The organism is Aliiroseovarius crassostreae (assembly GCF_025137635.1).
Classification (GTDB): Bacteria; Pseudomonadota; Alphaproteobacteria; order Rhodobacterales; family Rhodobacteraceae; genus Aliiroseovarius; species Aliiroseovarius crassostreae.
The window spans coordinates 2,777,932-2,796,262 of record NZ_CP080772.1; the positions used below are offsets into that span (position 1 = coordinate 2,777,932).

22 protein-coding genes are annotated in these 18,331 nt (G+C 59.4%); 12 read left to right on the top strand and 10 right to left on the bottom strand.

Translation table 11 applies throughout. The features are described 5' to 3' along the window. Positions 1-129: 129 nt before the first annotated feature. The 3 genes from K3J57_RS13280 to K3J57_RS13290 are packed head-to-tail and all read left to right on the top strand — an operon-like array spanning position 130 to position 1,303. Entirely contained in the window at positions 130-588 is a 459-nt protein-coding gene (locus K3J57_RS13280; RefSeq protein ID WP_259776062.1) for a MarR family winged helix-turn-helix transcriptional regulator, read from the top strand. Next, positions 585-962: a hypothetical protein gene (locus tag K3J57_RS13285; protein ID WP_173488253.1), complete on the top strand. Its 378-nt coding sequence runs from the start codon at positions 585-587 to the stop codon at positions 960-962. Before K3J57_RS13280 ends, K3J57_RS13285 begins: the two co-directional genes overlap by 4 nt. A 26-nt stretch (positions 963-988) precedes the next feature. Beyond that, positions 989-1,303, top strand: coding sequence for a monooxygenase (locus tag K3J57_RS13290; protein ID WP_259796272.1), 315 nt, complete (start codon positions 989-991; stop codon positions 1,301-1,303). 200 nt (positions 1,304-1,503) lie between these two features. Here the strand turns inward: K3J57_RS13290 and K3J57_RS13295 are convergent, their stop codons facing one another. The 6 genes from K3J57_RS13295 to K3J57_RS13320 form a co-directional block, all read right to left on the bottom strand. Beyond that, complete coding sequence (locus K3J57_RS13295; protein WP_259796274.1) at positions 1,504-1,842, bottom strand: hypothetical protein; 339 nt, start codon at positions 1,840-1,842, stop codon at positions 1,504-1,506. A gap of 105 nt (positions 1,843-1,947) precedes the next feature. Continuing rightward, positions 1,948-2,142 (bottom strand): Trm112 family protein, encoded by a 195-nt coding sequence (locus K3J57_RS13300; protein WP_055192973.1) that lies wholly within the window; start codon positions 2,140-2,142, stop codon positions 1,948-1,950. Next, complete coding sequence (locus K3J57_RS13305; RefSeq protein ID WP_259776064.1) at positions 2,139-2,765, bottom strand: LON peptidase substrate-binding domain-containing protein; 627 nt, start codon at positions 2,763-2,765, stop codon at positions 2,139-2,141. Before K3J57_RS13305 ends, K3J57_RS13300 begins: the two co-directional genes overlap by 4 nt. A gap of 25 nt (positions 2,766-2,790) precedes the next feature. After that, entirely contained in the window at positions 2,791-3,696 is a 906-nt protein-coding gene (locus tag K3J57_RS13310) for a thioredoxin family protein (RefSeq protein ID WP_259785160.1), read from the bottom strand. 153 nt (positions 3,697-3,849) lie between these two features. Then, positions 3,850-4,638, bottom strand: coding sequence for an exodeoxyribonuclease III (locus K3J57_RS13315; RefSeq protein WP_259792343.1), 789 nt, complete (start codon positions 4,636-4,638; stop codon positions 3,850-3,852). Between the two features lie 87 nt (positions 4,639-4,725). Further along, the gene (locus tag K3J57_RS13320) at positions 4,726-5,103 is read right to left on the bottom strand and encodes a VOC family protein (RefSeq protein WP_259776067.1); all 378 of its coding nucleotides are present in this window, start codon (positions 5,101-5,103) and stop codon (positions 4,726-4,728) included. A gap of 82 nt (positions 5,104-5,185) precedes the next feature. Here K3J57_RS13320 and soxR point away from each other — a divergent pair, with 82 nt between their 5' ends. The 3 genes from soxR (at position 5,186) to K3J57_RS13335 (ending at position 7,260) form a co-directional block, all read left to right on the top strand. Next, positions 5,186-5,650 carry a redox-sensitive transcriptional activator SoxR gene (soxR, locus tag K3J57_RS13325; protein ID WP_259796275.1) on the top strand — a complete coding sequence of 155 codons (465 nt, stop codon included), beginning with the start codon at positions 5,186-5,188 and terminating at the stop codon, positions 5,648-5,650. A 92-nt stretch (positions 5,651-5,742) separates the two neighbouring features. Then, positions 5,743-6,453, top strand: coding sequence for a VIT1/CCC1 transporter family protein (locus K3J57_RS13330; protein WP_259792347.1), 711 nt, complete (start codon positions 5,743-5,745; stop codon positions 6,451-6,453). Between the two features lie 186 nt (positions 6,454-6,639). Beyond that, a complete protein-coding gene (locus K3J57_RS13335; RefSeq protein ID WP_259796277.1) occupies positions 6,640-7,260 on the top strand; it encodes a hypothetical protein in 621 nt (206 codons plus the stop codon). Between the two features lie 102 nt (positions 7,261-7,362). Here the strand turns inward: K3J57_RS13335 and K3J57_RS13340 are convergent, their stop codons facing one another. Further along, positions 7,363-8,049 carry a response regulator transcription factor gene (locus K3J57_RS13340; RefSeq protein ID WP_173487577.1) on the bottom strand — a complete coding sequence of 229 codons (687 nt, stop codon included), beginning with the start codon at positions 8,047-8,049 and terminating at the stop codon, positions 7,363-7,365. 248 nt (positions 8,050-8,297) lie between these two features. Here K3J57_RS13340 and ribA point away from each other — a divergent pair, with 248 nt between their 5' ends. Next, positions 8,298-9,389, top strand: coding sequence for a GTP cyclohydrolase II (gene ribA, locus K3J57_RS13345; RefSeq protein ID WP_259796279.1), 1,092 nt, complete (start codon positions 8,298-8,300; stop codon positions 9,387-9,389). Between the two features lie 26 nt (positions 9,390-9,415). Beyond that, on the top strand, positions 9,416-9,904 hold the full coding sequence (locus tag K3J57_RS13350) for a L,D-transpeptidase family protein (RefSeq protein WP_259797802.1): 489 nt from the start codon (positions 9,416-9,418) through the stop codon (positions 9,902-9,904). Between the two features lie 146 nt (positions 9,905-10,050). Here the strand turns inward: K3J57_RS13350 and K3J57_RS13355 are convergent, their stop codons facing one another. After that, complete coding sequence (locus tag K3J57_RS13355; RefSeq protein ID WP_259796281.1) at positions 10,051-10,707, bottom strand: YggS family pyridoxal phosphate-dependent enzyme; 657 nt, start codon at positions 10,705-10,707, stop codon at positions 10,051-10,053. Positions 10,708-10,800: 93 nt separating this feature from the next. Beyond that, positions 10,801-11,661 (bottom strand): porin, encoded by an 861-nt coding sequence (locus K3J57_RS13360; RefSeq protein WP_259796285.1) that lies wholly within the window; start codon positions 11,659-11,661, stop codon positions 10,801-10,803. Positions 11,662-12,025: 364 nt separating this feature from the next. Between K3J57_RS13360 and K3J57_RS13365 the strand changes: the two genes are divergently transcribed. Next, positions 12,026-12,550 carry a DUF3576 domain-containing protein gene (locus tag K3J57_RS13365; RefSeq protein ID WP_173496070.1) on the top strand — a complete coding sequence of 175 codons (525 nt, stop codon included), beginning with the start codon at positions 12,026-12,028 and terminating at the stop codon, positions 12,548-12,550. Positions 12,551-12,798: 248 nt separating this feature from the next. Here the strand turns inward: K3J57_RS13365 and K3J57_RS13370 are convergent, their stop codons facing one another. Beyond that, the gene (locus K3J57_RS13370; RefSeq protein WP_259796288.1) at positions 12,799-14,052 is read right to left on the bottom strand and encodes a glycosyltransferase; all 1,254 of its coding nucleotides are present in this window, start codon (positions 14,050-14,052) and stop codon (positions 12,799-12,801) included. A gap of 165 nt (positions 14,053-14,217) precedes the next feature. On the opposite strand from K3J57_RS13370, the gene leuS reads away from it, so the two are divergent. From leuS to holA, 3 genes are read left to right on the top strand one after another with little or no spacing between them, the layout of a single operon-like run. Then, entirely contained in the window at positions 14,218-16,773 is a 2,556-nt protein-coding gene (leuS, locus tag K3J57_RS13375) for a leucine--tRNA ligase (RefSeq protein ID WP_259796291.1), read from the top strand. A 13-nt stretch (positions 16,774-16,786) separates the two neighbouring features. Beyond that, complete coding sequence (lptE, locus tag K3J57_RS13380) at positions 16,787-17,254, top strand: LPS assembly lipoprotein LptE (RefSeq protein ID WP_259785179.1); 468 nt, start codon at positions 16,787-16,789, stop codon at positions 17,252-17,254. Then, positions 17,251-18,276, top strand: a complete 1,026-nt coding sequence (holA, locus tag K3J57_RS13385) for a DNA polymerase III subunit delta (protein ID WP_259796293.1) — start codon at positions 17,251-17,253, stop codon at positions 18,274-18,276. Before lptE ends, holA begins: the two co-directional genes overlap by 4 nt. Positions 18,277-18,331 lie beyond the last annotated feature (55 nt).

Below are 18,331 nucleotides of genomic sequence, written 5' to 3' on the forward strand. Positions count from 1 at the left end.
CGGATCCCCTTCAATTCACATCATGAAATATCATTCAAATAGAATGGCTTAACGACCATCAAGGCGGAGAAGAAGAAATTATTTGCTTCAGGTCTTGAATTTATCCCTACCTAGGGACAAATACTCGTCATGACAAATGAAAACCACATACGAGAAAACCAAACCCTGGTTCTGGCATTGCTGCGCAGTCAGCAGTTGTTCATGCGCGCGATGGGTCCCGTGTTTCGTTCCGGCGGCCTGACGGCCCCGCAATGGGACGCCCTGGAAACGCTTAGCAACAAGGGGCCCCTGTCAATCAACGACCTGATGCGCCTGACGCTTTCAACGTCCGGCAATCTGGATGTGGTCGTCAAGAACCTGATCCAGGCCGGATGGGTGGAAAAAACCGTCGATGAAAACGACAGGCGGGCGCGGGTTTTGCGCCTGACCCCAGCGGGACATGAAAAAGTGGCTGAGTTTATGCCGACCCACAACCGCGCCCTGGAGCAGGTGTTCGCGGGCATCAACGCCCAGGACAAACGACAGGCAATCAGGGTGCTCAATCAGCTTCGTAAAAAGCTGCCTCAATCCGAGAGAGACAAACCATGACCAACAAAACCTTCCTGACCGCACATGGCGTGATCTACATGTTTTTCGCGCTTGCGCTGTTTTTTGGCCCGACCCTTCTGTGGCCAAATTATGGTGTGCAGCTGAATGACCAATATGCCGTATTTCTGTCCCAGCATAACTCGATCTTCCTGGGTGGGATTGGCATCATCAGCTTCCTGTTTCGCCATGTCGAAAACAGCAGCTCCGCCGCACGGTCGATCCTGACCGGCTTGATCTGGACCAACCTGCTCGGCGTCATCATCACGCTTTACGCGGGCTTTACCGGCATTTTCACCGGGTTCGGCTGGTCCGACCCTGCCTTCTTTGCGCTGCTCGCTGTTCTGAGCTTCGTGCAGCTTGGCAAGAACAAATAATCCCCCCCCTATCAAGGAACAAGAACATGAGTATGTTGAAAATCTGGGACCTGCATATGACCTATGACGGTCCGATCACCGACGAGTTTCTGCAAGGCACCAAACAGCTTGCCGAAAGCATTGCCGAAGAACCGGGCATCATCTGGAAGATCTGGACCGCCGAAGAAGGCACAAATCACTACGGGTCCACCTACTTGTTTCGCACCCGCGACGATCTGGAAACCTACAAGGCCATGCATATGAAGCGCCTGGAGGGCATCGGGATCAAAGTGACCTCGGATCATGTCTTTGACATTATGGAAGAGGTCAGTGCGATCAACAACGCCCCGCTTGCAGGGTGACAACTTTCCGCCGGGCACCCATCCATTGGCTGTGGTGCCTGGCTTCCTGTTGAGGGCTTCGCGAAATGTCCTTCCCGCCCGCCCCTCCAGCTTGCGCGCTTCATCCGCCAGCTTGATTGGAATGCCCTTACAGATCGGAAAGGCAACTCTGGGGTGCTGGTTCCTTTATTCACTGGCAACCAGATTGGTTCGGCTGTGCCCTACTTCATCTTCTTCCGAAGATCGTCACACCAGCTCTGGATGATTTCCGGGACCTCTTTCGGAAGCTCTGATGCCGCACGCGCTTTGGGCCGCGTTATCTGCAGTGTTTTCTCCACCTCTGCCGGGTTCGGTGCACCGGGCACACCCTGCTTCACCTCATACCGGTTCCGCTCGATCAATTGTCGCTCGAAATGTGCATACATCTCCATGTCACCCAGATACTGAACACAGGTGGCGGCCATCCCAAGATCCTGACCGGCCTGTGCATATTCATCTGTCAGCGCTGTTGCAGTCATCGGAAGTGAGCAGACAAGACCTGCAAAAATGGATTTTTTCATAATGTTCTCCGTCTATTACCGACGGAGTACGCAACGCACACAAATGAGGCAAGGTGAAAAAAGGTAGCACCTGCCCCATTCGGCACACATCAAATCCTGAAAACCTCACCCTTCCAATTTGCGCGCCTCATCCACCAGCATCACCGGGATCCCGTCCCGGATCGGGAAGGCGATTTTGGCGGCTTTTGAGATCAGCTCCTGCGCCTCCGCGTCATAGCTCAGCGTGGTCTGGGTGACCGGGCAGACCAGGGCTTCGATCATGTGGCGGTCAACCTGGGGGGCGGATTTCTGATCAGTCATTGCAGGGTCTCATCTCCTTCCCTGCTGCGCAGGGCGATTTCCATTAGCGCCTCGAGGGTCTCGCGGCGGGTGGTCAACGATGGTGCCTCAAGAAGCGCCTGTTTGTCTTCGGGGCCAAAGGGGCAAAGCGTGGCCAGGGCGTTGATCAGCAGCTCATCTTCCGCCTCTTTCAGACTTTCCCAGTCCGATTGCAACTCTTCCAGCGCAAAATAGCGCGCCAGCAGGTCAAGAAAAGCGGGGCGCTTCATCTGGGGGTCCCGTTCAGGCTTCCCAAGATCGCGATCAAAACAGGTCCAATTGACGCGCGCATATTTGTAGGGGGTGAACCCGTCCTGCACCCCAATCAGACGAAACCGAGACACCCCTGTCAGCGTCACCATGTAACGCCCATCTTCAGTTTCGGTAAACGAAGTGATCCGCCCGGCACAGCCAATCCCGTGCAGCGCCTCGCCCTGCGGCTGGACCATGCCAATCAACCTCGCCCGCGTCTTCAGCGCATCCTCAAACATCGCCAGATAGCGTGGCTCGAAAATATGCAGGGGCAGACGACCGCGCGGCAGCAAAAGCGCCCCCGCAAGCGGGAAAATCGGCACGGTGTCGGGCAGGTCAGCAGCGGTGATCATACCCTACCCTACCCCGAGGATCCGATTACACCAAGATCATTGACGCCAGTTTGCGCCGCCCGTTCAGGGCCACGGGATCATTCGCGGCAAGCGCTTCAAAAATCGTCAACAGCTGGGCCTTGGCCGCCCCCTCATTCCAGTCACGATCACGACGGAAAAGCTCCAAAAGCTCGGTTACAGCCGAGGCACTGTCTCCAGCGGCACTCAGCGCCACCGCCAGATCAAACCGCGCCTGGTGATCATCGGCATTGGCATCCACCCGCGCCCGCAGCTCGGCCACCGGCCCCGCATCCTCAGCCTGCCGGGCCAGTTCAATCTGCGCCCGCACCGCTTCGATGTCTGGGGCCGATGAAATCTCGGCCGGGGCGCCATTCAACACCGCCTCCGCCTGATCCAACTGGCCAAGGGCAATCTGCGCCCGCGCCAGCCCAGCAAAGGCAGCGGCCGAGTTCGGATCCTCCTCAAGGATTGCCGCAAAGGTCTGGGCCGCATCTTCCACAGCGCCCGCCTCCAGCATCTCCTCCGCCGCCTCAATCGCTTCGGAAAGACCGCCATCCCCGCCAAGATCAGCCACCCGGTTCACAAACGCGGTAATCTCGCTCGGCGGCAAGGCGCCCTGAAACCCATCCGCAGGCTGGCCCTGCCAGAACGCATATACGGTCGGAATGGACTGCACCCGCAATTGCCCGGCGATCATCTGGTTCTCATCCACGTTGATCTTGATCATCCGCACCCGACCCTTGGCAGCCGTCACAGCCGCTTCCAAAGCCGGTCCCAGCTGCTTGCACGGGCCACACCAGGGCGCCCAGAAATCAACAATCACCGGCACCTCTTTCGAGGCCTCAACCACGTCCTGCATAAAGGTGGCTTCAGAACCGTCCTTGATCAGATCAGCAGCAGGGGCGGCAGTTTGGCCGAGGTCAAGTTCCATGACGATGCATCCTTATGTTCCGGTAAACGGTCTTGCGTTGCCCCTTAGATGGCGCAACCCCACACGCCATGCAAGGGCCACCCCCGGAACCGGGCTTTTTTCTTGCTGAAAATACCTCGGGGTGAGCCTCGAAGAGGCGAGGGGCAGCGCCCCTTACAGATCAAAACTCGCAAAAACAGGTGCGTGATCCGACGGCTTCTCCCAGCCACGCGCATCCCGCAACACCCGCGATCCATGCCCGGCATTGGAAATATCCGATGTGGCCCAGACATGGTCCAGCCTGCGCCCTTTATCCGCCGCATCCCAGTCTCGCGCCCGATAGGACCACCAGGAGTAAAGCTGCCCTTCGGGGATATCCTGCCGGGTCACATCCACCCAACCCGCGGCCTCCTGCACCTCGCCCAGCGCCTCAACCTCAACCGGCGTGTGACTGACCACTTTCAAAAGCTGCTTATGCGACCAGACATCATCTTCGCGCGGGGCAATGTTCAGATCCCCCACCAGGATCGACTTGCCCGGTTTTTCCTTGAAGAAATGGTCCCGCATCTCTGCGAGGTAATCGAGCTTCTGGCCAAACTTCTCGTTCACCTCACGATCCGGCACATCGCCGCCCGCCGGGACATAGAAATTGTGGATCGTGACCCCGTTTTCCAGCTGCCCCGCAATGTGGCGCGCATGGCCGAGATCGGCAAAGTCAAAGCTGCCTGCCTCCACCATCGGCAGGCGCGACAGGATGGCGACACCGTTATAACCCTTCTGCCCCCGCGCCACCATGTGCTCGTATCCCAGCGCACGAAACCCGTCCATCGGGATCTTGTCGACCGGGCTTTTGCATTCCTGCAGGCACAGCACATCCGGCGCTTCTTCCTCCAGCAGCTTCAGCACAATTGGTTCGCGCAGGCGGACCGAGTTGATGTTCCAGGTGGCCAGGGTGAAGCTCATGTTATCCTCCGGTTTCGCGCGTTCCGGGCCACCCTACACCGAGAAACATATGGGGAACAGGGGCGAGTTCCCCCCGCCCCCATTTCATCACGCATAGGAAACCACTTCCCATTCCACGCCATCATGATCGTCGAAATAGAACCGCTTACCCGGTTCGTAGTCCGCGTGATTGTGCGGGGTGAACCCTGCGGCCTTCACCCGTGCCTCGGTCGCGTCGATGTCGTCCACAACCACCCCCACATGGTTCAGGCCAGCGCGTGTCGTATAGGAATGCTGCGGATCCTTCATCGCGATATTGGGCGTGTAGAGCGCCACATATGACCCCTCGTCGCCCACATGCGCGGTGTATCCGCCCGACATCGCATCCCCCTGCCAGCGGATTTTCCACCCAAAGACAGCCCCCAGCCAGGCGGCGGTGGCTTTCGGGTCGCTAACGGTGACATTCACATGTTCTAAAACTGCCATTTCGGCCTCCTTTTTTCGTTGCGACTCGGTTGATAATTCCTAAATCTAACTTTAGCTCAAGCTATTTCTTTCGGAGACCCTCATGGAGCGCAGAAACGAGATTTCGATTGGCACATTGGCCAAACGCACCGGGCTCGCCGTGTCGGCGATCCGCTATTATGAAACCCAGGGGCTGGTTGCCCCGGAACGCAATGCTGGTGGGCAGCGGCGGTTTCTGCGGTCAGATATTCGGCGTCTGAGCTTCGTGATGATCGCGCAGAAATTCGGCTTCACCCTTGACCGTATCCGCGAGGTGCTGGGCCGGTTGCCGAAAAACCGCACCCCCACGGCCAAGGATTGGACCGAAATTTCGCAAGATTTCCGCGCCGAACTGGACGAACAGATCGCCGCCCTGACCCGGCTGCGCGACAAGCTTGACGGGTGCATCGGCTGCGGCTGCCTCTCGCTGGATCGCTGCGCGCTCTATAACCCCGATGACGTGGCGGCGGATAAGGGCGCCGGCCCCCGCTACCTGATGGGGGATGAGGCGGTCAGGCCAGAGGACTGACGCCGCGCCGCGCCAACAATCCCGCCCTGCTTGATCTGCCTTAAGGCACGTGGCGGCGCGGCCCCTCAGACTGGATGCAAAAGAGGTGCCGCATGTCAGAGCATGGCCACAGCCCACAGGAAATCGCCGCCCGCATAGGCGCCCCACCCGGGCGCGGCGTTCTGCGCGATGCGGTTTATGGCGCCATCGACGGATCCGTCACGACCTTTGCCATCGTGGCCGGTGTGGCCGGTGCCGGGCTGTCCCCCCTCATTATCGTGATCCTCGGGCTGGCCAATGTGCTGGCCGACGGGTTTTCCATGGCCGCTGCCGCCTATTCCGGCTCCAAGGCGGAACAGGACAATTATCGCCGCCTGCGCAAGATCGAAGAGCGTCACATCGCCACCAATCCCGAGGGCGAATGGCGCGAGGTGCGCGAGATTCTGGCCCAGAAGGGTCTGTCGGACCACATTCTGGACGAGGCGACCGATGCGGTCACCCAAAACCGGGAACGCTGGATCACCCTGATGATGGAAGGGGAATATGGGCTGGGCGGGCTGGATCCCAATCCCCTGCGCTCTGCCACCGCTACCTTTCTGGCATTTCTGGTCGCGGGCATGGTCCCGCTTCTGCCATTCATCTTCCGGCTTGAGGGGGCCTTTACCCTTTCTGCCTGGATGACCATGGCGAGCTTCTTTGCCATCGGCGCGCTGAAAAGCCACTGGTCGCTGAGCCCTTGGTGGCGCTCGGCCGGGGAAACGCTGCTGATCGGAGGCGCTGCTGCGGCGCTGGCTTATGGGGTGGGGAGTTTGTTCAACACGTAGGGGGCAACACGGGTCGGTTCTACGAACTCCCATCTCAGGGCTCTAGCGGTGGAAGATGATGCCCCAAAGTCGGAGGAGTGAGGGATCAATTGCCAGCTCGGTTCCGTTTCGCCACAACCTCAATCAATTCCTTGATTGTGCTTCATTTCCGGGAGACAAATGGGCATTGGTTAAAAAGGATTGAAGATGCAGGAAAGATCACTCGCCCAGGCATTTTTTATTGCGATAGCTGCTTTGGCTTTTTTCTCTATGTGCTTTAATGGCGTGATGGTCGCGTTTCGCGCAATCGGGATTACGCATCGGCACCATGACTGGGTGCAACCTTACTTGAATGATTGGTTGCTCTACTCTTTTTTGGTCTTTGTTGCAGGAACGATCCTCGCAATTATTTTTCGCCCAAAAGGTCCGCAGTTCAAGACAGTCGATCAATTGCATGAAATCGCGTGGGAAAAGAGTTCAAAAGGCAAGTCTTTGAGCGACGCGGAAAAACTGTGCCTCAATGCGGTCGGCCTCAACAACTATGTTGTGTCAGGTGGCGTAGAGAGTGGCGTTGCTAACTGGGGCGTAGACGGCGTTCGCAATGCTTTGCCCGCCCTCGACACTTTAGGGCTGAGCCAAGCCAAGGAAGTTCTGACTGAAGCGGTCGATTTTGTTGAGTGGTCGGATGCAAACGAAGACAAGTTCTATGAATCAGAACAGATCGCCTATTTCGAAAAGTGCGCTGACTATGATCGGAGGCTACGCGACGCCGGCCTGCAACAGGTGAGAGACCGATTGGGAGACTGGTTGAAGTCGAAGAACCGCTGATCGCAATTCATACCATCGGGAACACAAAAAAACCGGACCCACAAGGGTCCGGTCAGTCTTCAGGGAGGGAGGTGTACTCGTAACCCCGAGTACAAGGGAACTTTAGCCGTTCAGGCGATAGCCACCGCTTTCGGTCACCAGAATGCGCGCATTCGAGGGATCGGGTTCGATCTTCTGGCGCAGCCGGTAAATATGTGTCTCAAGCGTGTGCGTGGTCACACCCGCATTATAGCCCCAGACCTCGTGCAACAGCACATCACGGGGCACCACACCATCTGTGGCGCGATAGAGAAATTTCAAGATGTTGGTTTCTTTTTCCGTCAGGCGGATCTTGCGATCATCCTCGGTGATCAGCATCTTGGTCGCCGGTTTGAACGTATACGGCCCAAGCTGGAACACGGCATCTTCGGATTGTTCATGCTGGCGCAGCTGGGCGCGAATCCGCGCCAGAAGCACCGGGAATTTGAACGGTTTGGTCACGTAATCATTGGCACCGGCATCAAGCCCCAGAATGGTGTCGGCATCGGTATCATGGCCGGTCAGCATCACCACCGGACATTTCACACCTTGCTTGCGCATCACCCGGCACAGCTCTCGCCCATCAGTGTCCGGCAGCCCCACATCGAGAATCACCAGATCATAGATCGCCTCTTTCGCCTTCACGATCGCCTCGGCGCCGTTGCCCGCCTCGAACACGTCGAACTCTTCCGTCATCAAAAGCTGTTCCGCGAGCGCCTCGCGCAGGTCCTCATCATCATCCACCAGCAGGATCTTCTTCAGATTCGACATTTCGCTCTCCCTTTTTGTTGGGCCGATCACGGCAGCAATCACGATTGCGTTTCCCAAGACATGTGCCCCACACACGGGTTTGACAAGCATTGCAACAGATCTTTCACGCCCTCGTGTCCAGGGGGCGATAATTTCGTGGGAAATGTTTCAATTCATTGCATCCCGCCCCGGCAATCTGATGCAAAAACCTTGAAAAGCCGTTTCCCTTATCCCGCCAAGCCCCTAAATATGGGCGCAAGGAGTGCCCCATGACCCGTTTTGCGGACCTGATCCCGGATCTGAACGAATTGATTGCCCGCGCCCGTGCCGATCTGCGCATGGGGGTGCCGGTGGTGCTCATGCAAAATGGCCGCGCCGTCATTGCCGCGGCGGCCGAGACGCTGGCCAGCGCCCGCCTGCGCGAATTGCGTGGGTTGGGCGAGCCGGTGCTGGCAATCACCACCCGCCGCGCCGAGACGCTCAAGGCCCGCGCCTATTCCGACAAGGTGGCCCGTGTGACGCTGCCGGAGGAGGCAGACACGCGCTGGATCGCCGCCATTGCCGACCCGGCCGACGACCTGACCCACCCGATGAAGGGCCCGCTCAATACAAAACGTGGTGGCGAGGACGGGCTTGAGGCGCAGGCCGTGGCCCTGACAAAATCCGCACAGCTTCTGCCCGCCGCGTTGGTGGTCGAGATTGAAGAGGCTGAAGAGCTGGCCCGCACCCATCTTCTCACCGTGCTGAAGCTCACCGATGATCATGTGGCGGCGCTGAACCTTGTGCCCATTGTTCATGCACGCCTGCCGATGGCGGCCTCAGAAGCGGGACGTCTGCATATTTTCCGCCCCGTAGACGGGCGCGAGGAACATTACGCAATCGAAATCGGGCGCCCGCCGCGCGATGAGCCAGTTCTGGCACGGCTGCATTCCGCCTGTTTTACCGGTGACGTTCTGGGCAGTCTGAAATGTGACTGCGGCCCGCAGCTGAACACTGCCTTGCGCCGGATGGGGGACGCCGGCGCCGGGGTGCTGCTTTACCTCAATCAGGAAGGGCGCGGCATTGGGCTTGCCAACAAGATGCGCGCCTATTCGCTGCAGGATCAGGGGTTTGACACGGTCGAAGCCAACCACCGGCTGGGGTTCGAGGATGACGAGCGCAATTTCGGCATCGGGTCAGAGATCCTCAAGACCATGGGATTTTCTGCCGTGCGGCTGATGACCAACAACCCGCGCAAGGTTGAGATGATGCAGGCCACCGGGATCGAGGTGAGCGAGCGTGTGCCGCTGAAAGTGGGGGAAGGGGCACATAATGCCGCTTACCTCGCCACCAAGGCGCGCAAATCCGGGCATATCCTGTGACGCGCCTGCTGCCACGTCGGCATGACATGCTGGTCACCCGCTGGGGCGCACGGTTCATGGGGCGCAGCATTCCCTGTTCCATCGGGCGTGGCGGTATGACCGATGACAAGCGGGAGGGGGATGGCGCCACACCGCGCGGGATCTGGGAGCTTGCGGCCGGCCTCTATCGGGCGGATCGGCGCGCGCGCCCGACCTGCCCCCTGCCCTTGCGTCCGATCGGTCCGTGGGACCTTTGGTCAGATGATCCTGATGATTCGAATTACAATCATCCGGTCCGCGCTTTGCGCTATTCGCACAGCCATGAACAGCTTCGCATGGCGGCCCCGCTTTATGATGTTTGCCTGATTTCGGATCAGAACTGGCCGGATGCCGTGCCGGGAAAGGGGTCTGCCCTGTTTGTGCATAACTGGCGTCGTCCGCGGTTTCCAACAGCGGGCTGCATTGCTTTTGCGGCAAAAGACCTTAGCTGGATCCTTGCCCGCTGGCAGGCGGATAGCCGTATCCTTGTGCGGTAAGATATGTGTTTCAGCGATGGATTGACCTGCGACCCGGGGGCGCTGGCGCTTTCGCTTCGGCGCGCTGTCGGTGAACCTGAAAGGGGCGCTGCCCCTCGCGGTTTTGCCGCTCACCCCGGGATATTGAGGACCAGAAAAAGAGGGGATCAGGCGTGGCTGTCGCGTGCGCCAAAAATGGCGGAGCCGACCCGCACATAGGTAGCCCCCTGGCCGATGGCGCGTTCGAAATCACCGCTCATGCCCATGGACAGTTCCGACAGGTCATTGCGCGCGGCGATTTTGGCAAGCAGGGCGAAATGCAGGCTGGGCTCTTCGTCGGCGGGCGGGATGCACATCAATCCCTCGACAGGCAAGCCAAGCGCGCGGCATTCGGCGATGAATGCATCGGCCTCGGCGGGCAGCACCCCGGCTTTTTGGTCTTCTTCGCCGGTATTCACCTGAATCATCAGGCGCGGGCAGCGCCCTGTTTCCCTGGCGATTCGCGCGATGGTATTGGCGAGTTTCGGGCGGTCGACGGAATGGATCACGTCGAACAGATCCATGGCCTGTCGTGTCTTGTTGGTTTGCAGCGGACCGATGAGGTGCAGTTCGACCCCGTCATATCGCTCTTTCAGATCCGGCCATTTCCCGACGGCTTCCTGCACCTTGTTTTCGCCAAAGACCCGGTGCCCCTGGTCGAGCACCGCAACCACGCGATCAAGCGGCTGGACCTTTGACACGGCGATCAGCCGGGTCGAACCGGGGGCGCGGCCAAGGCGGGTTTCTTCTTTGGTGATGCGGGCCTGAATGTCAGCAAGGGGCATGGGGGACCTCATGTGTGTATCTGTTTTTCCACATCTCCCAAAAGAAAAGAGCGGGCACAAGGCCCGCTCTTCCCTCGTAATAATCCGTGAGGATTAGAACGACATGGTGATGCCGAGATCAGCAACGGTCACGTCAGCAACTTCTGCGATGCCGCCTTTGATTTTGGCGCCGCCGCCCAGGTCGTAGGCAACGCCCACACCGAAGGCTTCAACTTCAGCCAGACCAGCTTCTGCTTTCGAGTAAGCAGCGGTCACGGTGGTTGCACCCATGGTGTAGCCAGCGGTCAGACCGTAAGCCGACACGTCGTTGTCGCCGAACGAAGCCAGAGCGTCGATGTCGAAGCCGGAAACGTTTGCGCCAGCTTTCACGGTGACAACGTCGCCACGCTCGTCATAACCCAGACCGAAGTCGTAGTCGCCCATGTTGTAGGTGGCTGCGATCGAGAATTCGTTTGCAGCGTCAGCAGCGTTCGGATCGGTGCCGTCAACCGACATGTTGTACGAAGCAGCCACAGCGAAATCGCCGAAGGTGCCTTTGTACATCAGGGTACCTTGGTCGTTGGCGTCGATCAGAGCTTCAGCAACGTTGTCGGTGCCCAGACCGTCGAAGCCCAGGTCGCCCAGGCCGAGGGTTGCGTCAACAGCCGAACCAACGTTACCAGCCGAGAACTTGCCGAAGCCGCCTTCGATGTAAGCAACCAGGTCGCCACCGTTCAGGGTGCTCGACTCGTCGCCGTATACGGTCAGGTCGGCACCGAAGGTCAGGCCACCGTCGGTTTCACCCGACATTGCGATGGTCAGGGTGTAGTCAACGTGAGCAATCAGCTTTTCGTCGACCAGATCGCTGTCAACGTATTTGAAACCAGCAACAGCGGCACCCGACAGGTTGATGTCGGCAGCGGCGTAGCCAGCGGTTGCAACGAGTGCGGTCGTAGCAATAAGGATCTTTTTCATTTCGGTTTCCCTCATGATATTTTTTTAAGAGTGCACCTCAAAACGGGGGATCCGAATTGAGTATGAGCGTGTTTTTCCTCTTCCCGGCGGTCATTGCAAGCGCAGTGACCCGCGATGGGTGGTTTGGCCGGAGTGTTGGTGCTTCTTTGCCACAGTTTCCTCACGCCACGCCGAAAATGTCTGAAACAATCGGAAATAAACCGGCGGGAACGCCATTTGGCCCGGATTGGCCGGCAGGTTTCCAAAATGGAATCACCTGAGCAGGATGGCGCCGGGGATGGCGCGCTGGTTCCGGGGAAAACGCTTGCCCGCCCAAGGGGGCTTATATACTAACAAAGAGACTTTACAGGAACGGGGCGTTTTGATGAGCAACCTGCGGAAATCTATTCTTGGTGTATCTTTGGTCGCCTCGGTCGCATTGTCGGCATGTGGAGGCGGCAGCGGATCGGTCGGATCTATCGGATCGGGCAATATCTTTGGCGGGTCGGGCAAGACCGAGGCCAAGCAGGACGGGCTGCGTCATGCGCCGGAAAAAGCCCAAGAGCGGGAAACGATCTGGGATCTGTTCACCAATGTGGATGATCCGAACACCACGGTTGAGGTCAACAAGTATATCTGGAACGCGGCGCTGGACGTTCTGGATTTCATGCCGGTCAAGGCAGCTGACCCGTTCACAGGCATCATCGTGTTTGATTACGGTCGCCCGCCCGGCAGCGGTTCAAGCTATAAGGCCACGGTTTATGTGAAGGACCCGTCCCTCGATGCGCGGTCACTGACGGTTGCCATGTATACGCGCGGCGGTCCGGCCAGCGCGAGTGCGGTGCGGCAGGTTGAGGATGCGATTCTGACCCGCGCCCGTCAGCTGCGGGTGGCAGACAGCAAGCTTTAAGCCGGTCTGGCCTTTGCGAAGGCACGGAGGCTTTCAAATCGGAACAGGAGCGCGCCCTGCATTGGGGCGCGTTTTTTTGTGCCCCGTATGATTGGCCCCGATGAAAGTATTTCGGTTCAGTCGATCAATCAGGGGCGCTGCCCCTCGCGGGACAAGCCCGCTCACCCCGGGATATTTTCAGCAAGAGGAAGAGGGGATGGTTTGAGGCGCTTCGGGTTCAGGCTGGCGAAGGGAAATGCCGAAACGCTTTAGCGGGCGACGTGTTCTGGTGGGTTGGCGGGCATATCATATAGGTGCTGGACCCATTTGATCAGGCGCGGCTGGCAGATGGTCAGGAGGTCGTAATTTTCGACAACCTCGGCCCGGGCGGCCTGACCGAGGCGGGCGCGCTGATCCGGGTCATCGAGCAGGGTGATGATATTGTCGGCCAGGTCCTGCGGGTTGTGGAAGTCGAACAACCGCGCGGATTTGCCATCCTGCAGCACTTCTTCCACCGGTTCCGTGCGGCTGGCGACGATGGCGGCCTCAACCGACATGGCTTCGAGCAGGGACCAGCTGAGCACAAACGGGTAGGTCAGGTAGACATGCACCCGGCTGACCTGGAGCATTCTGGTGAACTGGTCATAGGGGATACGGCCCAGAAAATGCACGCGCGCCCAGTCTGCGTCGGAAATCTGATCCCGCACCTCGTCGATATAGATCTGTTTCCAGGTCTGCCCCTCGGGCGGGCGCGCGCCATAAGAGGTGTCATCCCCGCCTGTGATCAAAATCTGCGCCTTGGGCCGGTCGCGCAGGATCTGCGGCAGGGCGCGCATGAAGATGTGGTAGCCGCGATAGGGTTCGAGGTTGCGGTTGACGAAAGTGATCACCTCATCCTGGCGGGTCAGGCGTGGGGTGTTTTCGGCCTGGAAGGTTACGGTTTCATCGCGCACCAGCTGATCGGTGCGGATGCCGTCATGGATCACGTGGATCTTGTCGCGGAATGCGGCGGGAAAACTGTCGGCCTGAAATCGGGTGGGGGAGAGCCCTGCATCGCCAATCGCGAAATGCAGGTGGTTGGTGATGTTTTTCATCCGGAGGCGCAGCACATCATCTGCCGTGACCTCTCCTTCAAACGCGGCCTGTTCGGGGCCGTTGTAAAATTCGCAAAACAGGCCCAGCCGCGCATCGGGCCAGACATCTTTGACAAAAAGGGATTCGCCCCAGCCGGGATGGGCCACGATCACATCCGGGTTGAACCCCTGGTCCCGCAGGCGCAGCGCGGCTTTGAAAAAGCTATGCGCGCGAATGAGGTGGGTGTTGGTGTTGGTCAGCCAGGGATGCGGCTGGGTGGCGTTTTTCGGCACATCGAGCTGATAGGGCAGCACCTTCACCCCTTTCCAGACCCGCGCCTCTTTCACCCGCAGGGTCAGCGCCACGCAGTCATGACCCTGACGGACCAGTTCAGGCGCCAGATGCACAAATTGCCCCGGAAAATTCTGGTGAATGAAGAGAAGTTTCATCTGAGCCTGCCTGAAAACCACTGCGCGGTACTGATAATGGGGTTTGCTTTACATCAGATTATCGCGCCACTTCCCCCTTGAATAGGGCAAGAAGGCTGGACGCCGCCGCGCGTGCCGCTTATCACCGGAAAGAATTTGCGCGAAATGAATGCGAAAGGTCACTGGATGAGCCGCTATACCGCCGCCGACATCGAACCGAAATGGCAAAAGGCCTGGGATGAGGCCGGGATTTTCACCGCCAAGCGCGATGAAACCAAGCCGAAATATTATGTGCTTGAGATGTTCCCCTACCCGTCGGGCCGCATCCATATGGGCCATGTGCGCAACTATACGATGGGGGACGTGATTGCGCGCTACAAGTCCTCTTGCGGGTATTCAGTGCTGCATCCGATGGGGTGGGACGCGTTCGGGATGCCCGCTGAAAACGCGGCGATGGCACAGGGCGGCCACCCCGGCACCTGGACCTATGACAACATTGCCACCATGAAGGGCCAGATGCGCCCCCTGGGTCTGTCGATTGACTGGAGCCGCGAATTTGCCACCTGTGACCCGGAATATTACGGCCAGCAGCAGGCAATGTTCATCGACTTCATGGAAAAGGGGCTGGTCTACCGCAAGAATGCCACGGTGAACTGGGACCCGGTCGACATGACGGTTCTGGCCAACGAGCAGGTGATCGACGGCTGCGGCTGGCGCTCCGGCGCGCCGGTGGAACGTCGCGAGCTGACGCAATGGTTCTTCAAGATCTCCGATTACTCGGGTGAGCTTCTGGACGCGCTGGATGGGCTGGACAACTGGCCGGAAAAAGTGCGCACCATGCAGGCCAACTGGATTGGCCGCTCGCAAGGTCTGCAATTCAGCTTTGAACGCACCGATGGCGGCGCCCCGATCGAGGTCTATACCACCCGTCCCGACACGCTGAACGGCGCCAGCTTTGTCGGCATCTCACCCGATCACCCGATTTCCAAGGCGCTTGAGGCAGAAAACCCCGAGGTTGCCGCCAAGCTTGCTGAAATGCGCAAGGGTGGCACCACCGAGGAAGCGATCGAAACCGCCGAGAAGCTGGGCTATGACACCGGCATCCGCGTGAAACACCCGCTGGACCCGAATTGGGAGCTGCCGGTCTGGATCGCCAACTTCATCCTGATGGATTACGGCACCGGCGCGATCTTCGCCTGCCCGGCCCATGACCAGCGCGATTTGGACTTCTGCCGCAAATATGACCTGCCGGTCGTGGACACCTTCCTGTCGCTGGAAAACCCCGCGCCCGTTGAAAACGAAGCTTTCGTGCCGCCGAAAACCGAAAAAGTGAAATGGGTGGATCACTTCGCCGGGCTTGATGAGGCCACCGGCGAGGAAGCCATCGACGCCACGGTGAAATTCGCCGAAGAGGCTGGCTGGGGCACGGGCGTCGAGAAATTCCGCCTGCGCGATTGGGGGCTTTCGCGTCAACGCTATTGGGGCTGCCCGATCCCCGTGGTGCATTGCGACAATTGCGGCGTGGTGCCCGAGAAGAAAGAAAACCTGCCGGTCAAACTGCCCGAGGACGTGTCCTTCGACATCCCCGGCAACCCGCTGGACCGTCACCCGACATGGCGCGACTGTGCTTGCCCCTCCTGCGGCAAGCCCGCCAAGCGTGAAACCGACACGATGGACACGTTTGTGGACAGCTCGTGGTATTTCGCGCGCTTCACCTCGCCCAATGCGGCCACGCCGACCGATGCGGAGGACGCGGCCTATTGGATGAATGTCGACCAGTATATCGGCGGCATCGAACACGCGATCCTGCACCTGCTCTATTCGCGCTTCTTCGCCCGCGCGATGAACATCTGTGGCCACCTGCCGGACAAGGCGCGTGAGCCGTTCAACGCGCTGTTCACACAGGGCATGGTGACCCACGCGATTTATAAGAACGCAGACCGCACCGATGAAAACGGTCGCGCGATCTATCACTATCCCGAGGAGGTCGAGGAACGTGATGGCAAGGTGGTCGTGAAAGAGACCGGTGAGGCGATCAAAGTGATCCCGTCCGCCAAAATGTCGAAGTCGAAAAACAACGTGGTCGACCCGGTGAACATCATCGACGCCTTCGGCGCCGACACTGCCCGTTGGTTCGTGCTGTCGGACAGCCCCCCCGAGCGCGACGTGGAATGGACCGCCTCGGGCGCAGAAGCGGCCGCCAAGTTCCTCAGCCGCGTCTATGCTTCTGCGGTGAAGATCGCGGATATGGAGGATGCAGACGGGAATGATGAAGACCTCATTCGCGCCATGCACAAGGCCATCCATGACGTGACCATGGGCATCGAAAGCTTCGGCTTCAACGCCGCGATCGCCAAGCTTTACGCCTTCCAGAACACAATCTCGAAATCGAAAGCGGGCGGGCGCGCACAAAAGCAGGCCATGCGCACCATGGCGCAACTGATGTCGCCCATGACCCCGCACCTGTCAGAAGAGGTCTGGTCGATGCTGGGCGGCGAAGGTCTGGTGGCGCAAGCCGCATGGCCCGTTGCGGATGAAACCATGCTGATCGAAGATAACGTTACCCTGCCGATCCAGATCAACGGCAAGCGCCGTGCGGAAATCAGCGTGCCCAAGGACATGGACAAGGCCGAGGTTGAAAAACTTGCGCTGGCCGAGGATGCTGTGATCAGGGCGCTGGATGGCAAGGCGCCGAAAAAGGTCATTGTTGTTCCGGGACGTATCGTGAATGTGGTTGTCTGATCGCCGCGCATTTTTGTCAGTTCTCCTCGCAGGTGGCGTTGCGGCCTGCGGGTTCACCCCGGTCTATGGGCCGGGCGGCACCGGCGAAGGGTTGCGCGGGGTGATCAGCTTTGCCAGCCCAGACACGCGCGAAGGCTATGAGCTGGTGAAGGCGCTGGAAAGCCGGCTGGGGCGCACATTTGATGGGCCATATCTGCTCAGCTACAAGATCGCCACGCAGACCCAGGACATGGGGGTGACCGCCACGCAGGAGATCACGCGCACCCAGGTGCAGGGCACGGTGGCCTATACGGTGACCGAACGCGCAAGCGGGGCTGTGGTGACCAAAGGGGCGGTTTCCAACTTCACCACCTATTCCTCGGAAGGGTCAACCGTGTCCACCGCAACGGTGGAACGTGATGCCTATCGCCGCCTGATGGTGTCGATGGCGGACATGATCACCACACGCCTGATGGCCAGCTTTGCGGGTTGGGGGGCATGAAACTCTCTCCTCGTGATGCGGCGCGGTATTTCACCAAGCCCGAGCCCCATCGCACCGGCGTTCTGATCTTTGGCACTGACCCGATGCGGGTGGCCCTGAAACGGCAAGAGCTGATTGCCGCGCTGATTGGACCGCAGGGGGAAGAGGAAATGCGCCTGACCCGCATCCCCGCAAGCGAGCTGCGCAAAGATCCCGCCATGCTGTCCGATGCGATCAAGGCGCAAAGCTTTTTCCCCGGTCCGCGCGTTGCCTTTGTGGAAGACGCCACCGACCTGGTGGGGGATATCGTGACAAAGGCGCTGGAGGACTGGCAGGAGGGGGATGCTCAGGTGGTGATCACCGCCGGCTCGCTGAAACCCAAAGGCAAGCTGCGCAAACTCTTTGAAACCCACCCCAATGCCTACGCCGCCGGTATTTACGACGATCCCCCTACCCGCGAAGAGATCGAAGCCGATTTCAAGCGTGCCGGGTTGGGAGAGGTGGACCGGGAGGCGATGAATGACCTGATCGGTCTGTCGCGCGATCTGGATCCGGGCGATTTTCGCCAGACCGTCGAAAAACTGGCGCTCTACAAGCTGTCGGACCCGACCCCCGTTACCCCGGACGACGTGCTGGCCATGGCGCCCGCGTCAACCGAAGCTGAACTGGACACGCTGCTGCATATCGTGGCCGAAGGCAAAACCACCGAGATCGGTCCTCTCCTGTCGAAACTACAGGCACAGGGCACCCAGCCCGTTGCCCTGTGCATCGGGGCCACCCGCCATTTCCGCGCACTCCATGCCGCAAGCTCTGATCCCGGAGGGGCCGCACAGGGCATTGGGCGCCTGCGCCCGCCGGTGCATTTCAAGAACCGCGACCGAATGGTGCGACAGGCCCAAAACTGGGGCACCCATCGACTTGAAAAAGCTCTTGAAGCGCTGATTGAAACCGACCTTGCTCTTCGGTCATCGCAAAAAGCACCGCAATTGGCGCTGATGGAACGGACATTGATTCGCCTCGCGATGCTGGGCGGTCGTCGATAAGGGGCGCTGCCCCTCGCCGCCAAGGCGGCTCACCCCGGGATATTTCTGACCAGAA